The following is a 19,536-nucleotide window of genomic DNA, read 5'->3' on the forward strand; positions in this document are numbered from 1 at the left end:
CCGTCATCTTCGTGGACATGCCGACCTCCAGAATCAGTCGGCAATCCATGAATCACACTGGATTCCTTCGTGGAATCCTCAGGCCAATACCTGAGTCAATTCGTCCACACGGCCTAGTGTCTTTTAGGCTCTTTTATAGTAAGAAGCCAGTAGCGGGGAAAAGCGGGGAAAGTTAATCCGGGATTCACACCACAAACGTCCTCACCGTGAAAAGGATCGAGTCAAGTAAGACGGAAGAATTGCGTGAGAGCGGCGCCTTTGACCCGCCACAAAAAGTGCCAAGCGGTATTGGATTCTCAATTACACAATCGGCGGGAAGAGACGCGAAATGGGTATTAGCCCCTACATTCCGTAAGACTGGTTGAGGCGCGACAACGGCGGAGGCGATTGCAGAGGTCACAGGCAGTAACGAAGTCGATAGTGCTATCGACGCCGTTGGTTTCGAAGCGCGGGTCCGCAGCGGGGGTGAGCAATTCGCAATTGTGCTAACCAGATGATTGAGATCACTCGCCCAGCTGGAGCTATCGCTATTCCAGGGGCTCTATATCACTGAAGTTCCGGTCCCATTGATAATGCCGCAAAGCAAGGCAGCCTGTCCCTGCCTTCGGCTGGGTTGGGCCAGAGCGCGGTCGTTCCATACGGTCAGACGTCCGTGTTGAAGTATAATCAGCCAGCTGATGCAGGCTAGTTTTCGTGGCGTTTCAACGTGGCGATATTGCCAGTGCTCAGGCGATATCGCTTGAAGATGCGGCAAAGGGCTAGGAAAGCTTTGATCAGGGCGTTGCCAAAAATTTTATTCTCGATCCGAACCGCTTGACGGGCATGGCTGCGTGATCCAATTCTGTTTGGAAAAGTAAAGGAAGGCGTCCAAATGGGCGCCTTTTTCTGCTGGAATTTTTCGCAACTGTAACGTTACAGATTCTCTGGTTTTTACCGCTTTTAGAGCCGTTTTCTCCCAAACTGCATATATTAGAATGCTTTTCTATAGAAAAAAATTTCGCAGAAAAATATAGCTAAAACAATAACTTAATTTCTTGCAAATGTGGAGTCCCTGAAGATATTGATAAGAAGGGTTGCAAGTGAGGCCTTTTTGAATATGATACCTGTAACGTTTCAGAATTTGGGAGGGGATGGAATGTTGCTTCAAAGAGCAAAGTCGCTCACCGCATCCGTTTGTCTGGCTATGACGGCGTTGACAATGGCAAGTTCGGCCTCGGCGGTCGATCTTGAAGTCACCCATTGGTGGACATCCGGCGGTGAAGCTGCGGCGGTCAAGGTTCTTGCTGAAAAATTCGATGCAGCTGGTGACGACAAATGGGTCGATGGAGCGATTGCCGGCAGCGGCTCTACCGCACGCCCGATCATTATCAGCCGAATTCTGGGCGGCAATCCGATGGGGGCGACGCAGCTTAATCATGGGCGGCAGGCTGAAGAGCTGGTGCAGGGCGGCCTGATGATGGACCTAACCGAGCTCGCTGAAAAGGAGGGTTGGGCCGATTTCATTCGCCCTAAGAGCCTCCTGGAATCCTGCACCTATGAAGGACGCCTTTATTGTGTTCCGCTGAATATTCATTCCTGGGAATGGATGTGGGTTAATCCCCAAGCATTTCGTGATGCCGGAACAGAACCGCCCAAGAACTGGAATGATCTTGTCGCTGCGGCTCCCAAGCTGAGGGAAAAGAATATCGTTCCTCTCGCAACCGGTGATGGTTGGCAGGTGACCGGCGTACTGACCGTCCTCACGATCGCGATTGGCGGCAAGGACCTTTATTTGAAGGTCAACGGGGACAAGGATGCCGATTTGGCTCGGGGTCCTGAAATGAAGAAGGTATTTGAAGCGCTGGCGCAAGCACGCGCATTAGCCGATAATGGTTATGTTGGCCGCTCATGGAACGAGGCAACTAATATGGTGATGACCGGGCGCGCAGGAGCACAGATCATGGGAGACTGGGCGCAGGGCGAGTTTGGTACAGCCGGAAAGGTTGCAGGCAAGGATTATGATTGCTTGCCGGGACTCGGTGGCCATCCATATCTGGATACTGGCGGCGACGCGATCTACTTCCCCAAGAACAAGGACCCGGAAGTTACGAAAGCGCAGCTAAAGCTGGCCAGCATGCTTGTTTCCAAGGATACGCAGGTCGCGTTCAATCTTGCTAAGGGTTCTCTGCCGATCCGTGGCGATATCGACCTTGATGCAGCCTCAAGCTGCATGCGTGCGGGCGTCGAGATTTTGAAGAATCCGGATAACATCGTTCCATCTGTGGATCAATTGCGCGCACCGGACACGCAAGGACAGATCGAAAATCTAACGGCTGAGTTTTTCTCCAATCCCGATATGAGCGTTGATGACATTCAGGAGCGCTTTGCGGAGATTATCGAGCAGGCAGAATAATCTCGGTCTGGTCCTGTGCTGTCGATGAGGATGGTGGTACAGGACCCCGAAAACCGAGGTAGGGAGGAATATCATGGCCGTCATCGAAGAGGGCAATTATCGAAAACCGCCGGGAATATTTCGCAATTTAAATGCGAAGGTTGCAGCCCTTCCTATGATAGCGACGGTTCTTGTGGTCTTCATTGGCTGCACGCTTTGGACAGTCCTTTATTCTTTCACGTCTTCCAAATCGCTACCGATGTTGAACTTTGTCGGCTTCGATCAATATACGCGCCTGTTCACTGCTACCCGCTGGCATGTGTCGGTCCGTAATCTGGCGATCTATGGTGTCTTGTGCATGACATTTTCGCTCGTGACGGGCTTTATTCTTGCGGCATTGATGGATCAGAAGATTCGCTTCGAAAATACGTTCCGCACAATCTTTCTCTATCCTTATGCCCTGTCATTTATCGTGACGGGCCTTGTCTGGCAGTGGATATTCAATCCCCAACTCGGGCTGGAGAAAGTAGTTCGCGATATAGGCTTTGAAAATTTCCATATGGCGATCCTGGCGAGCCGGACCTACGTCATTTATGCGATTGTTATTGCCGGGCTTTGGCAGATGACGGGGCTCGTCATGGTGCTGATGCTGGCGGGTCTGCGCAGTATCGATGAGGAAATTTGGAAGGCCGCGCGAGTTGACGGCATTCCAAAATGGAAAACCTATTTGTTTATCATCCTGCCGATGATGCGTCCCGTGCTGGTGACGACCATCGTTTTGATCGCGACGGGCATTGTCAAACTCTACGATCTGGTTGTCGCCATGACCAATGGCGGACCCGGGATCGCATCGGATGTGCCCGCAAAATACGTCTACGACTTTATGTTCGGTTGGGCCAATCTGGGACAGGGGCTTGCCGCATCTACGGTCATGTTGACCACAGTTCTGATCATCCTCGTTCCGTGGATGATGCTTGAGCATAGCCGGAGAAAAACGCGATGACGGAAGCTGTTCTGAAGGCAAGGACACCAGCCGGAACCGGAGCTGTAACTGACCAGACGCGTCCTGCAGCGCAGGCGGTTTCCCAGCCCTGGGGGCGCAAGCCGAAACGGCGCTTTGCGCCAGCAACCATCATGCTCTACAGCGTGCTGTTTGTTTCTGCCGTCTATTACCTGCTGCCACTTTATGTGATGGTTGTCACATCTTTGAAAGGCATGCCTGAAATCCGGCTCGGTAACATCTTTGCACCGCCGGTCGAAATCACGTTCGAACCGTGGGTCAAGGCATGGAGCCAGGCTTGCACCGGCCTTTATTGTGAAGGGATCAGCGCAGGTTTCTGGAATTCCATCAAGATCACCGTGCCAAGCGTGATCGTTTCCATCGCGATCGCATCGGTGAATGGCTATGCGCTGGCAAACTGGAAGTTCAAGGGGTCGGAAATCTTCTTCGCGGCGCTGCTGTTCGGCGCGTTCATTCCGTATCAGGTTATGCTCTATCCGCTTGTTATTATCACACGCGAGCTGGGAATTTTCGGCACGCTGGGCGGTGTTGTCTTTATCCATACAATTTTTGGGATGCCGATCCTGACGCTGCTGTTTCGGAATTATTTCGCTGGTCTGCCGCCGGAATTGTTCAAGGCTGCGCATGTGGACGGGGCAGGCTTCTGGCGAATTTTCTTTCAGATCATGCTGCCCATGTCACTGCCGATTTTCGTTGTTGCGATAATTTTGCAGGTAACCGCCATCTGGAACGACTTTCTGTTCGGTGTGGTGTTCGCCGGAACGCAGAATTTTCCGATGACTGTGCAGTTAAACAATATCGTCAATTCCATGCAGGGCGTGAAGGAATACAACGTCAATATGGCAGCCACGATCCTGACCGGTGCCGTGCCGCTGCTCGTTTACTTCCTCTCTGGCCGTTATTTCGTTCGCGGTATTGCCGCTGGCGCAGTGAAAGGATGAGTTTCATGAATTCAAGCGTTTCCGTCCAGGACCTGTCGCTCGGCTTCGGTTCGGTCAGTGTGCTGCAAAATCTCAATTTGGAAATCCAGGAAGGCGAGTTTCTCGTGCTTCTTGGGCCGTCTGGCTGCGGAAAGTCCACGCTGCTCAATTGCGTGGCTGGTCTTCTCGATATTTCCGAAGGCAGCATCTTCATCAAAGGCCGAAATGTCACTTGGGATGAGCCAAAGGACCGAGGCATTGGCATGGTGTTTCAATCCTATGCGCTTTACCCGCAAATGACGGTTGAAAAAAACCTTTCTTTCGGATTGCGCGTAGCCGGTCTGCCGAAGGGGGAGATCGACAAACGCATCAAGCGCGCTGCCGAAATTCTTCAGATCGAACCCTTGCTGCAACGCAAACCCTCGGCATTGTCTGGTGGTCAGCGTCAGCGTGTTGCGATTGGTCGTGCATTGGTGCGCGACGTCGATGTGTTTCTGTTCGATGAACCGCTTTCCAATCTCGATGCAAAATTGCGCTCCGAGCTGCGCGTTGAGATCAAACGCCTTCATCAGAAACTCGGTAACACGATGATCTACGTTACCCACGACCAGATTGAAGCGCTGACGCTGGCGGATCGCATTGCCGTGATGAAAGGCGGCGTGGTTCAACAACTGGCCGATCCGCTGACAATCTACAACCGCCCGAAAAACCGGTTTGTCGCGGGCTTCCTTGGCTCGCCATCGATGAATTTCTTCTCCGGTGAAATTGCTGTCGCAGAAGGAAGGTCTGTATTCCACATCGGACAGGCTGCTGTCGGGTTGGACGGGTATGACGGCGCGCTACAGCCGGGTCAGAAGGCAACGCTCGGCGTTCGCCCGGAGCATGTCAGGCTCGAGGTCGAGGATGGTTTCGAAGCGACAGTCGATCTGGTCGAACCGATGGGCGCCGATAGTCTGGTCTGGCTTCGGCTCAACGGGGATCCGCTTTCCGCGCGCGTGGAAGCCGGAAAACATTATCGGGCAGGAGAAAAGGTCAAGATCGGTTTCAAGCCCGATACCCTGTCACTTTTCGATGCTCAAACGGAGGAGAGGCTCTAAATGAACAAAGAGCAGCGCTCCCCTTAACCACCTTCAGCAAGAGGCGACCATTGGATTTTGTTGACGGATCGGACGCCGCGTCGATCCGCACGGACGCATTTTGCTCAGAAAACCAACGCAATTTGGAACGAGTTCAAAGGATGAGGACATGAACGGATATTCCTATCAGCTTTACAGCTCCCGCAATTTTCAGCCGTTGGAGCGCACACTCACAATGTTGCGCGACCTGGGCTACCGTCGCGTCGAAGGTTACGGGGGGATTTATGGTGATCCCGTTCGATTAAAGAAAGCTCTCGACGCTTTGGGGCTTTCCATGCCTACAGGCCACTTTGGACTGGATATGCTGGAAAATGAAGTGAGCCGCGTTCTGGAGATTGCTAAGGTTGCCGATATGAAGGCGATCTTCTGTCCTTATCTTGATGCGGATCGCCGTCCGGATAGTGTCGCTGGCTGGCAGGAATTCGGTAAACGCCTGGTCGCAGCTGGTGAGCCTTATCGCAAGGAAGGCTATGCGTTTGGCTGGCACAACCATGATTTTGAGTTCGTGCCTTTGGCTGACGGTTCCGTGCCGCAAGAACACATCCTCAATGCCTCGCCTGATCTGGCCTGGGAGGCTGATATTGCTTGGATCATCAAAGGCGGAGCCGACCCGCTTAAATGGATTGAGCGTTATGGCGACCGGATACTGGCAGTTCATGTCAAAGACATCGCGGCGAACGGTGAAAAAGCCGATGAAGACGGTTGGGAAGATGTTGGTCACGGGACCGTCGACTGGGCTGCCTTATTTACGGCTTTGCGCAAGACGCCTGTCCGCTATTTCGTCATGGAACACGATAACCCGTCGGATGATACCCGGTTTGCGAGCCGTTCCATCGAAACCGTAAGAACTTTCTAAGCTGGAGAAAGAAATGACCAAGACACTTGGTGTCGGAATTATCGGCTGCGGTAATATATCGGCTGCATATTTGCGGCTGTCGCCCATGTTTCGAAACATCGAAATGAGGGCCTGCGCAGATATCAATTTGGCGGCAGCAAAAGCGCGCGCAGAAGAGTTCGGCGTAAAGGCACAGACGATTGAGGAATTGCTTCAGAATGGCGATATCGACATCGTCGTCAATCTGACGATTCCAGATGCCCATTATGCCGTAACCAAGCAGATCCTCGCAGCAGGCAAACATGCTTATTCGGAAAAGCCGCTGGTTCTTTCAGTGGAGCAGGGGCTGGAACTGAAAGCACTTGCCGATGGACGGGGTCTCAAAGTGGGGTGCGCTCCCGACACATTTCTGGGCGGCGCGCACCAGTTGGCGCGGCGCGAAATCGATAGTGGGAATGTCGGCCGCATCACTTCTGGCACATGCCACGTCATGAGCCATGGTATGGAGCATTGGCATCCGAATCCGGACTTTTTCTTCAAGCATGGTGGCGGTCCCATACTTGATCTGGGGCCTTATTACATTGCAAATCTCATCAATCTTATCGGACCTGTGAAGCGCGTCGCGGCTTTGACTTCTATGGCGACACCGACGCGGACGATCAGTTCGGAGCCGCGCCGAGGCGAAACCATCGTCGTCGAGACGCCAACGACCATCCACGCTCTGCTGGAATTCGAGCAAGGCGCGACAATAACGCTTTCAGCGAGTTGGGATGTGTGGGCGCACCGTCATGCGAATATGGAACTCTATGGCACCGATGGATCGCTCTATCTGCCGGACCCGAATTTTTTTGGCGGAGAAGTCCAGATAGCGAAGCCGGGTTGCTCAGCCGAGCCTGTCGAGAACTGGGAGCATCCCTTTGCAATTGCCAATGAACAGCATTCGCAAGGCATGATGGCTAACTATAGAGCGGCAGGACTGGCCGATATGGCAGCGGCCATCCTAGATGGTCGCGACATGCGTTGCTCGCTGGAACGCGCTTTGCATGGGGTCGAGGTCATGCTGGCTATTCTGAGATCAGGTGAAGAAAAGCGTTTCATCGACATTGAAACCCGGTGCACGCGTCCGCAAGCGCTCGATATCACTGCCGCAGAAGCCTTGCTTCAGCCGGAAGAAAACAGAAGGAAACGGGCGGCAAACTGATTTTGCATCGCTCTTCCCAAGCGATTGGAGGCTATCCCGATCCTGTGGGGTTGGGGTGGCCTCCTCTCATTTAGCCTATTGTCTGCAGGGACTTAATGTCTTTACCGTTGATCCGGCCCAGAATGGCTTTACCAAGTTGTTGGCCGGCGAGCTTGAAACTTTCCTCGACAACAATCAGGCCCGGACGAAACCAGTGCAAAATCTTAGTGGACTGTTTGGCTGCTACGTCAACTTCATTGCCAATGTTCATTCCCGCATCTTCGATACCTGCAACGATTGCTAATGCAGCGGCACTGCCGGAACAGATGATGCCATCCGGCCGATCTGCTCTTCTCATCAGTTCAGCAACATGTAGCCGCAAGTCCTCAAGGGACGTATCGAGATCCACCCCTTCAAGTGGTGATCCACTGCAATGAAAGATACGCAGCCCCTCATAAAATCCGCCCACCATATGCCGGTAATAGGTGAGGTGCGCTGGCGGGGTTAGCAGGGCAAGCCGCTTTCGCCCGAGCGTCGATAGTTTGCCGACCATCTCCAGGGCAAAAGTGAAATTATCAAAGTCATGATAAGGATGTTCGATGCCCGTATCGGTGCGCCCGTGGGTGGCGAACGGAAAATCATGTTCGGTCAGATAATGGACACGTTGATCGTCCGGTTCTGTGCGTGAGAATATTATTCCGTCGGCTGAACCTGTCTCGACGATATAGCGGATCGGCTCGATCGGTGCCCGTGGATGAAAATAGGGCGTTAGAATGAGGTGGTACTGCGTTTCGGCCAGTATATCTGCAACACCATGAATGACCTGGCTGGTAAACCCCATGATCTCATCTTGCGTATCAAGGACTAGCGCAATGACGTTTGTTTTACCGGTACGAAGGCGTACACCTGCACGATTGGGGCGATACCCGATCTGCCTCGCGATCAATTGCACGCGTTTGCGGGTTTCGAGGCCAATTTCAGGGGCATCCTTTAAGGCGCGGGAAACGGTGGTTACGCCCAGGCCAGTCATGAATGCGATTGTCTTCAGCGTGGGTCGTTCGTTTTCGAGGAACGGTTTGGCTGGATTTTGCGGCTTGGAAACCGGCGGGTTCCGTTTTTCATTCATGCACATTTTGTCCGACGGCGAGGAACGATATGAACAGGCGAACGATAGAAATCGCTTTATCTATCAATAGCTTGTTTTGATGGGCTTGTCATCTTCTATCAAATATTCCGGGACGGGATTGCCACGGCTTGCCTGTTTTATACATCCGATGCGTCGGGCTCTGGCCCTGATCCTGAGGGCTGCGCTGCACGCGGTGGACACGCGGTGGACCAAAACACGAGGATAAAACAGATGCCCTGCTTGCTGAGGCAGCGGGAAATTAGATTTCCGAATCCGGATGTACTGTTCTGAAAGTAGGGAAGAAGAGAGGGAAGAAAAACTCTACTCGAAGAAAACGAAATAGAATCAATAATTAAAGCAAGTATAGTGGCTCCCCGGGCCGGATTCGAACCAGCGACCAACCGGTTAACAGCCGGTTGCTCTACCGCTGAGCTACCGGGGAACAGTTGCTCAATGCGTCAGCGAGATGGCGTATAGCAAAAGGGTTTCACTTTTGCAAAGCCCTAAATGGTTTTTTTCAAACCTTTTTGCATTATGGTCGAGAAACCCCATATTATTTGTTATATTTCACCGTGAAAACGATGCCAAAGTGCGAAAGAACGCTCAAGTGAACGACGAATCTGCTCATTATCCTAAAAAGCGCGCCATAGTGATTCTCGGGAAACGAATCCCTTTGCCACAGTCAGTCATCATGCGTAGGGCTCTGGGCGGTGCATTTGTTGCCGGAGGTTCGTTGGGGTTTCTTCCCGTGCTCGGATTCTGGATGATCCCGGTCGGTCTGATCATTTTGTCTCATGATTCTCATCGCGTCCGCCGTTTGCGTCGAAAAAGCGAAATTCACATTTGGCGTAAATGGCTTAAGCGGAGATCTGCCTCTATCGGCTAATTCAAAGTCGCATCCTCTCAAGGCTTTGATTGAAGTTATTTTCGATTGCAATCATTTCGCTCTCGTTAAACGCTCCGCTGCGCCTATCTATTAAATTGCTAGGAAATTATAGGGTCGCCAAGTTCTTTAGAAGAACCGGCGTAAACTTGCGGAAAGCGAGGCTTCATGGATCGCTTGAAAGAGCGTGCTTCTGCCACTCCTCCGCCAATGGCACTGGCGTCGCTGCGTTTGCCAACGCTTGCAGGTGTGGTCGTTGTGGTGGCCATCCTCTATTTTGCGAAAGAAGTGCTTTTGCCCTTGGCAATTGCGGTGCTGCTAACATTCACGCTTGCACCCATCGTCTCAATGTTGCGGAGGGCTGGCTTTCCCCGGGTGCTTGCGGTGATCACCAGCGTTGCTGGAGGGTTCGTACTGATTGGGGTGTTCAGTATGATCGTCGCCTATCAAGTGTCGGAGGTGGCGCAGAATATTACGATTTATCAATATAATATCATTGAGAAAATCAGAACTTTGAAAGTAGCAGGATCAGAAAACACTCTGCTGGAACGCATAAACCAATTTGCTGAACGGGTGGGAACCGAGCTTAACCGACAGGAAATCGAACCGCTGGCAGCCCCCACTGAGGAGCCCAAACCCGAACCTGTTCTGGTTGAGATATTTTCGCCGCGAGATTCCATTGAAACATTGGAAAATATTGTTGGGCAGTTGATTGGCCCACTTGCGACTATGGGACTGGTGGTCGTTGTGGTGGTGTTCATGCTTTTGGAACGGGAGGAGCTTCGCGATCGCTTTATCCGACTTGTCGGCTATGGTGATTTACACCGCACCACAGAAGCGCTCCAAGAGGCAGGAAGCCGGGTTGCACGATATTTACTCACGCAGTTGCTGGTCAATGTCACCTACGGGGTACCGCTCGGATTAGGGCTTTGGTTTTTAGGCATACCCAATGCAGTTTTATGGGGAATGCTCGCGGTGGTTTTGCGCTTTGTGCCCTATATTGGACCAGTCATAGCAGCAATCTTTCCGATATTTTTGGCCTTTGCCGTGGCTCCTGGGTGGGAACTGCTGCTCTGGACGATCGCGCTGATTTTGATCATCGAACTTATTAGCAATAATGTGATTGAACCTTGGCTTTATGGGACCCGCACCGGGCTTTCGCCCTTAGCAATTATTGTATCAGCAATTTTCTGGACGTGGTTATGGGGACCGGTCGGGCTGGTTTTGTCGACACCGCTAACCGTTTGCCTGGTTGTACTGGGACGGCACGTGCCTCAGTTTGAATTTCTGGAAATTCTCTTTGGTTCCGAACCGGTACTTGATCCAAAAGAACGTCTATATCAGAGGCTCTTATCAGGCGATCCCGACGAGGCCACCGATAATGCGGAGGAAATTTTAGAAGAAAAATATCTGGCAGAATATTACGGCTCGGTTGCAATTCCGGCATTATTGTTGGGCGAGCAAGATCGCATCCGGGGCGCACTGTCCGACCCGCAATTAAAGCAAGTGGCAGATAGCGCACGGCTATTGGTGGCCAATTTAGAGCAGATTGCTAATGAGGAAGAGGATAGCGACGAGCAGGTTTCTGTCGAAGCGCCAGATGCAGAGAAAGGGGAGGCCGCGCTGGAACTCCCCAATGGCGGAGGTAAATATGTGCTGTGTTTTGGCGGTCGGGGAGTGCTTGACGATGTTGCTGCCGCGATGTTGGCGCAGGTGCTTGATGTTCAGGGTGCAGAAACCATGGCTCTTGCTCATTCTGCGTTACAGCCGGCAAGTCTCGCTGCTTTACAACTGGATAATACAACCGCGATTGTCGTGAATTTTCTCAATGTTGAATCCGCACGCAAAGCCCGGTTTTCGGTTCGCCGTCTTAAACGATTACATAAGAGTGCCCGCATAGGGCTTGCTCTTTGGGGAGCGGACAAAGAATTTGATCTGAAACCGATACAGGAAGAGACACAGGCAGATTTCGTCGTTCGAACGATGTCGGATGCGGTGGTGGAATGTCTATCAGATGCTGAGCCAAAACCTTTCATACGGGGGCAATCAAAAGTGTTTTCTCCTATACGTGCCGTGCAGAAAGTCAAATAGGCGCTATAAACGTGCCAGCTTGATTAGTTAGCAATTCGGCGCCATTTGACGCCGAATTTCTTAGTGATGCATCAACGTTGTGCAACTGGACGGACCAAAGGCGTAATTCGCCGGATCGTGACACGACGGTTTTCCTGTTCGGCCGCTTGCGTTTTGATTTTTAGGTAGCGCTCGCCATATCCTTGAGTGACAAGATTTTCCGCTGGCACATCGTAAACGTCGCTGAGTAAAATCGCGACAGATTCCGCTCTCTGATCGGACAAAACCAAGTTGGAGCGATCCGAGCCGACAGCATCGGTATGACCTTCGATAAGGAAAGTCTCGCCAGGATCTTTTTCAAGCGCTTTTTGGATAGCATCCGCCACTTTACGCAGGGTTTTTGCCTGCGACAGCGAGACTTCAGCGCTACCTGTCGCAAATTCTATTGTATCCAGATCAACCCGCCGCATCTTATCGCGCAATCGGGCCGAATGTCTGACTTCCTCAAGTGTGTAAAGACGTTCGACAGGCTCAACGGGAGGCTGTGTAAAAAACTCATAAAGATCGGCATCAGGTTCGTCCGAAACATCAATCATATATTCAGATGCCGGAATAGAAAGCCGCATTGGCGGAAGATCATAACCCACATCAATGAATGATCCGCGCGGGTTATGTTCATATTCTGGTGCGTATAGTAGGAGATATTCATCGCCATCGCGATCTATGCGCGAGCGTTGAAGAACGTCGCCATAGCGATCATAGAGGGTTACAACCCGATATCCGCCGGGGCGTATAATGGTTTCACGCAGACGTCCGTGAGGCAATTCTTCGTAAAAGCTGTCTTGGGCGTTTCGGCGCAGGCGCGGACGAGCATCATTGCGCACAACACTTCGATTGCCGACATCAAGCACCACACGATGGTCGAGGCGCTCGACCACGCGGATATTTTCATGTCGATTATCGGTATTATTGACGGTCTTATTGTTCACGACAGTGTTGTTGATGATATTAGTCGTTTCCGGCACAGCAAAAGCTGGCGCTTCTTCGATCCGTCTGCCTTCTTGGCTGAGATTAGCTTTTATCGCGCTAGGAAGATCTTCGGGGATTTCTTGCCTTACTGATGATTGGGCAGCGGCATCGTCTTTCGGGAGGACGGAATTTTCCTCAGTATCGCTTTGTTCTACATGCTCTTTGCGGCGCGGAGCGTCTGACTGCTCAGCGCCCATATTTTCCGCATCCTTATTGCTATCGAGAATTGCCGCACCATTATCGACCGGCAAAACCACATCTTCATCGGTTTCAGCGGGCGCCTCAATGGCATTGGGTTTTGGTTCCTGTTCGGGTTGTATCGGGTCTCTAGGCTGCTGTTTCCCAGCGGGTTGCTCTTTAAGAGCCGGAGCAGAATTTTGGGGCTGGTTGGTTGCATCAGATGGTGGCGCGACCTGCTCCCGCGCATCTGGTTTAGCGGGTTCGGGCGGCACTTCATCTGCTGGTGAAGCGGGAACTCGTTCTGGCTCGGCGGATTTTTCAATCTCTCGCTGGCTGCGTTCGGCTTCTTTCTTAGCCTGGTCTTCAATAGCCTTTTGCTCTTCCAGTTGACGCTGGTTTTCTTGCTCTGCGGCCTTTTTTTGCTCCTCCGCCTGTCGCTGGGCTTCCTCTTCGACAGCTTTTTGATCTTGTTCTGTTTGCTGTTTTGCTTTTTTCGCTTCGGCCTCAAGCTCTTGAGCTTGGCGTTCCGCCTCTTTTTCAGTGGCTTTGCGCTGGGCTTCCGCCTGTCGTGCGGCTTCTTCCTCGGCTGCCTTTTGCTCGGCCTGTGCTTGCTCACGGGCCTTCTGCGCCTCTTCCTCAAGCTCGCGCTCTTGCCGTTTTCTCTCTTCTTCTGCCGCCTTCATCTGTTCATCTGCTTGGCGTTGAATTTCATTGGCGTCCGATTGAACAGGTGGTTGCTCGGGAGGTAATGGTTCTCTATTTGCCGGCGCAGCGTCCTCTTGTGCCAGAATTATCGGAGTGGTGATTTCCTCGGCTTCAGTCGCTTGAGACCAAAGCGCGACTGAGAATACTGGCAAAGCGACGGTTGCTAAAAGCCTTGAGCGAAGTGACATTCCATACTCCTTAAAAGGTAGAATTTAGCGCTCTGAAAACACACATCGTTGGTTTCTTGCGAAAATGACAATTCCGCCCCCCCGGCACGCCCGACACATAATCAGAGCAATGGTGCCAAAAGAGACGTTTTGAGAGCGCTAAAGTTCCATTGAAGTATTCGCGCTGAATAAATTTCCGTATATTTTGAATATACGGTCGCGCGAGTTCGGGGGGGAGCCTGCAAATTCTGTGATTTGCGTGAAAATGGATCAGAAACTGCTTCTGAAATCTGCGGCGTCAGGCTAAATTGTCATGATTGTTCTAGAAATGATAGGGTTAATTGATGGCTGGTCATGACAATGTGGGCGGCGCGCTGTGGCTGCCGGTGCTCGAAAAGCGCAAGGGCATGACCAAACATCGGCTTTTAACCGAGAAAATCGTTGAAGATATTGAACGCGGCATCCTCCAGCCTGCAACGCGCATGCCCACCCATCGCGAGCTGGCGCATCGAACAGGACTTTCAGTCCAAACGGTCAGTATCAGCTATAAGGAAGCAGAACGTCGCGGCTATTTGCGCGGTGAGGTGGGACGCGGGACTTTTGTTTGTAATCGTATAACAGAACGCGCTGGTCGTTTCATGCTTGATCGGGCCCCGGGTGAGGCGGTAGATTTATCAATTGTCCGTGCGGTTTATACAGAAGCACATGAGAGTGCATCTCAGCAATTATTCGAAAAATTAAGCCAGATTGAAAATGCCAGTTTCATGCGGCCTTGCAGGCCCATCGCCGGGCTTGATCGGCATCGCATGATCGGACGTGACTGGCTTCGCAAGCTGTCAGTGGACGTTGATCCGGGGCGCATCATCATCACCAATGGCGCGGCCCATGGTTTGTTTCTTGCAATAGCAGCGGTGGTGCAGCCGGGCGAAGTTGTATTGACAGAAAGCCTTACCGATCATGGCATTATCGGGCTTGCGAATGTGCTAGGTTTTACACTGCGTGGTCTTCCCACGGATGACCAGGGTATTTTGCCGGATGCGTTTGAAGTTGCGTGTGCTGCGGGCGATGTTAAAGCGCTGGTGATGATCCCGACGCTTGGCAATCCAACCAGCCATCTCATGGGCGCTGAACGAAGAATTGCTATCGCTGAAATTGCCCGGCGTTTTGGCGTTTTTGTTATCGAGGATGAAGTTTATAAACCGATCATTGAAGAGAAATTACCATCAATGACGGAGCTGCTGCCCGAGCACGGTTTTTTTGTTACTAGTTTTACCAAGACGGTTATGACCGGTTTGCGTACGGGCTATCTTGTGGTTCCTGCCCATTATTCTATCAGGGTGACGTCTATTTTGCGGGTTACCAGCTGGAGCGGGGTAAATCTGGTTGCAGAAATGGCCAGCCGATGGATTGAAGACGGGACAACCGAAAAACTTTTGGAAATCCAACGCGAAGAATTACGATCACGCCAGACGCTCGTTCAAGATATTCTTGGCGAACATTTGGATGGCAGCAATCCGCTTTCGCTTTGTGCTTGGTTGCGTATTCCGGCCAATTGGACTGAAGACGGATTGGTCAGGGCGTTAGCGAGCAAAGGTGTGGCAGCGACACCGTCAGAGCCTTTTGTCGTAGGCAGTGACCGCGATAAAGGTGGATTGCGCATATGTCTTGGCGGTCGCTTATCCCGATCATCTCTCCAAAATGCTTTGGAAACAATCCGCGAAACCTTCGCGCAATTGCCGCCTATCTATGATGTCAGCGCTATTGCTTAAAACAAGCAACCATCCGTTAGATGACGGATTGTAGAAATTCTTTCGTACGTTCTTGGGTTGGTGCTTGAAAAATTTCATCCGGCGTTCCCTGTTCGCAAATTTTCCCTTTATCGAAAAAGCAAACCCGGTCTGAAACTTCGCGAGCAAAGCGCATTTCGTGTGTGACCAGTAGCATTGTCAAATCATGTTCCTGCGCCAGGCTGCGGATGACTGCCAGCACTTCGCCAACCAATTGCGGATCAAGCGCTGAAGTCGGCTCATCGAAAAGAAGGACGCGCGGCCGCATTGCAAGCGCGCGAGCAATGGCTACGCGTTGCTGTTGACCGCCGGAAAGCTGGGAGGGAAAATGATCTTTTTTATCGGTCAAACCGACCAGAGATAGCAATTCAAGCGCGCGTGCTTCCGCTTCATCGCGTTTCATTTTAAGCACGTGGATTGGTGCCTCCACAATATTACGTAAAACCGACATATGCGGAAAAAGATTGAAGCTTTGGAACACCATCCCCACATGGTTTCTAATCTTGCGCAAATGCGCTTCGCTCGCCAGAAACCGGCCTCTTCCATTGGGTTCATGATAGGACATGCCGGCAAGTTCCAGCGTGCCTTCCTGGAAAGGTTCAAGCGTCATGAGAATGCGTAGAACAGTGGATTTTCCAGAACCGGAAGGCCCGATCAGCGTAACTTTTTCACCGGTTTTAACCGAAAAATTAAAGCGATCCAGCACGGTCAATGCGCCGAAGCGCTTGGTTACGTCCGCAAAGCGGATAATTTCTTCGGTCATTTTAATGCAATCCCGTTCTTTGGAAGAGTTCGTTCAAGCCACCGGATGCCGGCAGAGCAGATCAGGGTGAGGATGAGGAAAATCATCCCGACCATGGAAAGCGGCACCAGATATTCAAAAGTGCGGTCGCCGATCATATTGGCGAGATTGAGCATATCGACAATACTGACCACCGAGAGCACCGGGGTCTCTTTGAGCATTGAGACCAGATAGTTACCCATGGTTGGAATGATGCGGGGGACGGCTTGCGGAATGACAATATCCCGATAGGTCCGCCATGGGGTTAGATTAAGCGCCCGTGCCGCCTCCCATTGACCGCGTGCAATAGCTTCAATTCCGCCGCGATAAACTTCTGATGTGTAGGCGGAATATTGCAGGCCCAAGGCAATCGCGCCTGTCAAAAAGGCCGGCAGAATAATCCCATAAACCGGCAAGACGTAATAGAGAAAGAAAAGCTGCACGAGCAAAGGTGTGTCGCGCAGAAATTCGACGATCACTGCCGTTGGCCAAGAGATAAAGACAAAACGGCTCCGCCGCATAAGCGCAAAGATTAGGCCCAACACCAACGCGATGCCAAAGCCCGCAGCCGCTGCTTTAAGCGTTACCGTCAGGCCGATTGCGAGAATGGGCAGGATAGAGATAGCAAAAGTGAATGGGGTGGTGGTATCCCACGCATAACCGTAAATCATGCGAAACCTCCCACCATCATACGGCGTTTCAAATAGCGCTCCAGCCAGCGGATTGCTGCAGCCAGAACAAGCGCCATTGCGAAATAACCAAGCAATGTGAGCGAATAAATCGTAACACTATCAAGCGTTAGATTACGCAATCGCTGCGCCTGAAATGTCAGGTCACTAATTGCAATAAGCGATGCCAGCGCTGTGTCTTTGAGATTATGAATGGCAAGATTGCCAAAAGCTGGCATCATTTCCACCACCGCTTGAGGCAGAATGACATGAAAGAGCGTATGACCTCTGCTGAAATTTAGCGCGCGCGCAGCTTCATGCTGTGCTTCGGGTACCGATTGGAGCGCTCCGCGAACCACTTCCGCGCCATAAGCGCCGATATTTAGCCCTAATCCAACAATCCCAGTGGTGATTGGATCAAAGGAAACACCCATCAGGGGCAGGGCATAATAAAGCCAAAATAGCTGCACCAGCAGCGATGTGCCGCGAAAAATCTCAATATAGACAACAGCAATTTTGGACAGGATCGGCCCACCCGCAAAACGGGCTATGCCAGCAGTAAAGGCCATAATCGTGCCCAGAGTTAATGAACACAGCGCCAAAAGTGCTGTTATTTGCGCGCCTTTGAAAAGGGCGGGAAGATATTCGGTCCAATGCATTGGGCCTCTCCCGATGGTAATGAGAAAGCCCGCCGCACCAAAGCGTTACGGCGGGTGCTATGTCGTTTATTCGCCAGCGCAAAGCTTTGCGGTATCGGCAGCGCGAGCCGCCTCGACGCTTTCCTCACTCAGCCCATGAGAAATGAGAATATTTTTATATTCGTCGGTCTTTTTGAACTCGGTGAGTTCCTTATTGAAAGCATCAAAAAACTCTTTGTCTTCGGGGCGGAAGCTAAAAGCCCCGAAGCTGCGAACAGGCTTACCGTTCACAACGGGATCCTTGAAAGGATGAGCTTGTTCAAGTTCTGGAGAGTTTTCTACCAGTTTCACCACGGTGAGTTCCGTTGCAGCATAGGCGTCCGCTCGTCCGGTTTGGACGGTTGACGGAGCATCTGCATTGCCCTGGATCATTACAATTTGTTCTTCACCGATGCCCATGGCATGGAGAAAATCGATCTGATCCGCGCCGGAAACGATAGCAACCTTCAGCGAAGGATCGTTTTTAATGTCGTCATAGGAATGGATGTTTTTCGGATTGCCTTTTGGAACAAGCAGGCCTTCGCCATAGCTCGAATTGGCCACCGAGAACTGCACCTGTTTGCAGCGTTCTGGAAGAATATTCTGTTCGGCTGCAACAAAATCAAAGCGCTTGGCTTTCAAACCGGGTATGAGCGATCCGAAAGGCGTGACCGTCCAATCAATTTCTTCAATACCGAGTTTTTTGAAGATGATTCCGGCAACGTCTGGGCCAATCCCTTGGGCTTCGCCGCTTTGATCCATATAGCCGTAGGGCACCTCATTGGCAGTGGCGCCACGAACAAAGCCAGCGCTTTTGAGATCATCAATCGTCACAGCAACGGATGGAGCACTAAGGCCGATGATAATTGCTGTCGAAAATAATGCGGAAATGGTAATCTTTTTGATACTCATTGCGTTCTCTCCTCTGGTTTATGTCGGTTTTGTTGCCGTTTTTCTTAAAAATATGGGAGCCCCTAAAATGGTTCTTCACCGATCGTTGCAATGACGGATAAGCAGTCGCCCATTTTGATCAAACCCGGAAAGTGACGTGCGGCCAAAATTCCATCCAGCGCCGCGCGATATTCCTGAGGCGCGGTGCCTGTGCGGGTTACCGAATGCACCCGTGCGACCAATTCCCCTTTGCGCACGGTACTTCCTAGATCTACCAATGGCTCCAGAAGACCGTCACTTTCTGAGAAGCCGAAACATTCCTGAGAAGGCATGTCGAGCCATGTCGTTGGACTAGCTTCAATTTCCCCTTCCAGAATTCCGATATGCCGCAGCACGTTACGAATGCCGCGTTTTGCAATCGAGGCACTGCGGGCCGAGATCGTACCCCCGCCCGATAATTCTGTTGTGACAAATAGTTTGCCGGCTTCTTCTGCGATTGTATCATACATTCCCACTGCGTCGATTTCGATCATCCGCATGGAAAATGGCGCAGAAAACGCTTTAACAGCAGCAAAGCAGCGCTGTTCTTGCTCTTTGTCTGGCAGTTCATGAGCCGCCGCATAGGGAAGAAAATCAAGCGTGCGTCCGCCAGAATGAAAATCCATAACCAGATCGGCAAAGGGCAGCAGATAGCGGGTGAAATAGTCAGCGATTTTCTCCGTCACGGTCCCATCTGGGCGACCGGGAAAGCTGCGATTGAGATTTCCTTTGTCGATGGGCGATGTGCGTGTGCCCGCCATAAAAGCCGGATAATTCATCGCAGGCACGATGATGACGCGTCCTTTGATCTGCTCTGGCTTTAGATTTGCCGCCAAATCATAAAGAGCTACCGGCCCTTCATATTCGTCACCATGGTTTCCGCCTGTCAAAAGCGCGGTAGGCCCATCACCATTGCGAATGACGCAGATTGGGAGCATCAGCGATCCCCAGGCCGAGTCATCGCGCGACCAGGGCAATCTCAAATGTCCATGCTGCACACCGTCCCGGTTAAAATCCACCGTGGGCGTGATGGGGGATGGGCGCGCTTGAGTTACTGCGTGCAACATAGG

General features: G+C 51.7%; 15 protein-coding genes, 1 tRNA gene and 1 pseudogene. 9 read left to right on the forward strand and 8 right to left on the reverse strand.

All coding sequences use genetic code 11. The features are described 5' to 3' along the window. Window positions 1-380 precede the first annotated feature (380 nt). The 7 genes and pseudogenes from C7374_RS16380 to C7374_RS11770 form a co-directional block, all read left to right on the forward strand. A pseudogene (locus tag C7374_RS16380) lies at window positions 381-834 on the forward strand (MDR/zinc-dependent alcohol dehydrogenase-like family protein); the annotation flags it as partial. Between the two features lie 301 nt (window positions 835-1,135). Next, a complete protein-coding gene (locus C7374_RS11745; protein ID WP_111575827.1) occupies window positions 1,136-2,392 on the forward strand; it encodes an ABC transporter substrate-binding protein in 1,257 nt (418 codons plus the stop codon). A gap of 73 nt (window positions 2,393-2,465) precedes the next feature. Further along, the gene (locus tag C7374_RS11750) at window positions 2,466-3,374 is read left to right on the forward strand and encodes a carbohydrate ABC transporter permease (RefSeq protein WP_111575828.1); all 909 of its coding nucleotides are present in this window, start codon (window positions 2,466-2,468) and stop codon (window positions 3,372-3,374) included. After that, on the forward strand, window positions 3,371-4,333 hold the full coding sequence (locus C7374_RS11755) for a carbohydrate ABC transporter permease (RefSeq protein WP_245412647.1): 963 nt from the start codon (window positions 3,371-3,373) through the stop codon (window positions 4,331-4,333). Before C7374_RS11750 ends, C7374_RS11755 begins: the two co-directional genes overlap by 4 nt. Before the next feature lie 5 nt (window positions 4,334-4,338). Further along, the gene (locus C7374_RS11760; RefSeq protein WP_111575915.1) at window positions 4,339-5,409 is read left to right on the forward strand and encodes an ABC transporter ATP-binding protein; all 1,071 of its coding nucleotides are present in this window, start codon (window positions 4,339-4,341) and stop codon (window positions 5,407-5,409) included. A gap of 148 nt (window positions 5,410-5,557) precedes the next feature. Next, window positions 5,558-6,304, forward strand: a complete 747-nt coding sequence (locus C7374_RS11765; protein ID WP_111575829.1) for a sugar phosphate isomerase/epimerase family protein — start codon at window positions 5,558-5,560, stop codon at window positions 6,302-6,304. Between the two features lie 13 nt (window positions 6,305-6,317). Next, window positions 6,318-7,484, forward strand: coding sequence for a Gfo/Idh/MocA family protein (locus C7374_RS11770; RefSeq protein WP_111575830.1), 1,167 nt, complete (start codon window positions 6,318-6,320; stop codon window positions 7,482-7,484). A gap of 70 nt (window positions 7,485-7,554) precedes the next feature. On the opposite strand, the gene C7374_RS11775 is transcribed toward C7374_RS11770, so the two are convergent. Continuing rightward, entirely contained in the window at window positions 7,555-8,589 is a 1,035-nt protein-coding gene (locus C7374_RS11775; protein ID WP_210205118.1) for a LacI family transcriptional regulator, read from the reverse strand. Window positions 8,590-8,956: 367 nt separating this feature from the next. Next, a tRNA-Asn gene (locus tag C7374_RS11780) sits at window positions 8,957-9,031 on the reverse strand. A 609-nt stretch (window positions 9,032-9,640) separates the two neighbouring features. On the opposite strand from C7374_RS11780, the gene C7374_RS11790 reads away from it, so the two are divergent. After that, the gene (locus C7374_RS11790; protein ID WP_111575832.1) at window positions 9,641-11,563 is read left to right on the forward strand and encodes an AI-2E family transporter; all 1,923 of its coding nucleotides are present in this window, start codon (window positions 9,641-9,643) and stop codon (window positions 11,561-11,563) included. 71 nt (window positions 11,564-11,634) lie between these two features. On the opposite strand, the gene C7374_RS11795 is transcribed toward C7374_RS11790, so the two are convergent. Then, window positions 11,635-13,644, reverse strand: a complete 2,010-nt coding sequence (locus tag C7374_RS11795; RefSeq protein WP_111575833.1) for an OmpA family protein — start codon at window positions 13,642-13,644, stop codon at window positions 11,635-11,637. A 323-nt stretch (window positions 13,645-13,967) separates the two neighbouring features. On the opposite strand from C7374_RS11795, the gene ehuR reads away from it, so the two are divergent. Continuing rightward, window positions 13,968-15,392, forward strand: coding sequence for a MocR-like ectoine utilization transcription factor EhuR (gene ehuR / locus C7374_RS11800; RefSeq protein WP_170130247.1), 1,425 nt, complete (start codon window positions 13,968-13,970; stop codon window positions 15,390-15,392). 16 nt (window positions 15,393-15,408) lie between these two features. Here ehuR and ehuA read toward each other — a convergent pair whose 3' ends face one another. The 5 genes from ehuA to doeB all read right to left on the reverse strand — a co-directional run bounded on the left by ehuA (window position 15,409) and on the right by doeB (window position 19,533). After that, entirely contained in the window at window positions 15,409-16,173 is a 765-nt protein-coding gene (gene ehuA, locus C7374_RS11805) for an ectoine/hydroxyectoine ABC transporter ATP-binding protein EhuA (protein WP_111575834.1), read from the reverse strand. Continuing rightward, window positions 16,170-16,862 (reverse strand): ectoine/hydroxyectoine ABC transporter permease subunit EhuD, encoded by a 693-nt coding sequence (ehuD, locus tag C7374_RS11810; RefSeq protein WP_111575835.1) that lies wholly within the window; start codon window positions 16,860-16,862, stop codon window positions 16,170-16,172. The genes ehuA and ehuD overlap by 4 nt, the downstream gene beginning before the upstream one ends. Continuing rightward, window positions 16,859-17,518, reverse strand: a complete 660-nt coding sequence (gene ehuC / locus C7374_RS11815; protein ID WP_111575836.1) for an ectoine/hydroxyectoine ABC transporter permease subunit EhuC — start codon at window positions 17,516-17,518, stop codon at window positions 16,859-16,861. The genes ehuD and ehuC overlap by 4 nt, the downstream gene beginning before the upstream one ends. A 66-nt stretch (window positions 17,519-17,584) precedes the next feature. Beyond that, window positions 17,585-18,448, reverse strand: coding sequence for an ectoine/hydroxyectoine ABC transporter substrate-binding protein EhuB (gene ehuB / locus C7374_RS11820; RefSeq protein ID WP_111575837.1), 864 nt, complete (start codon window positions 18,446-18,448; stop codon window positions 17,585-17,587). A 62-nt stretch (window positions 18,449-18,510) separates the two neighbouring features. Then, complete coding sequence (gene doeB, locus C7374_RS11825; RefSeq protein ID WP_111575838.1) at window positions 18,511-19,533, reverse strand: N(2)-acetyl-L-2,4-diaminobutanoate deacetylase DoeB; 1,023 nt, start codon at window positions 19,531-19,533, stop codon at window positions 18,511-18,513. Between the last annotated feature and the right edge of the window lie 3 nt (window positions 19,534-19,536).

The sequence above is a fragment of the Falsochrobactrum ovis genome (assembly GCF_003259955.1).
Taxonomy (GTDB): domain Bacteria; phylum Pseudomonadota; class Alphaproteobacteria; order Rhizobiales; family Rhizobiaceae; genus Brucella; species Brucella ovis_A.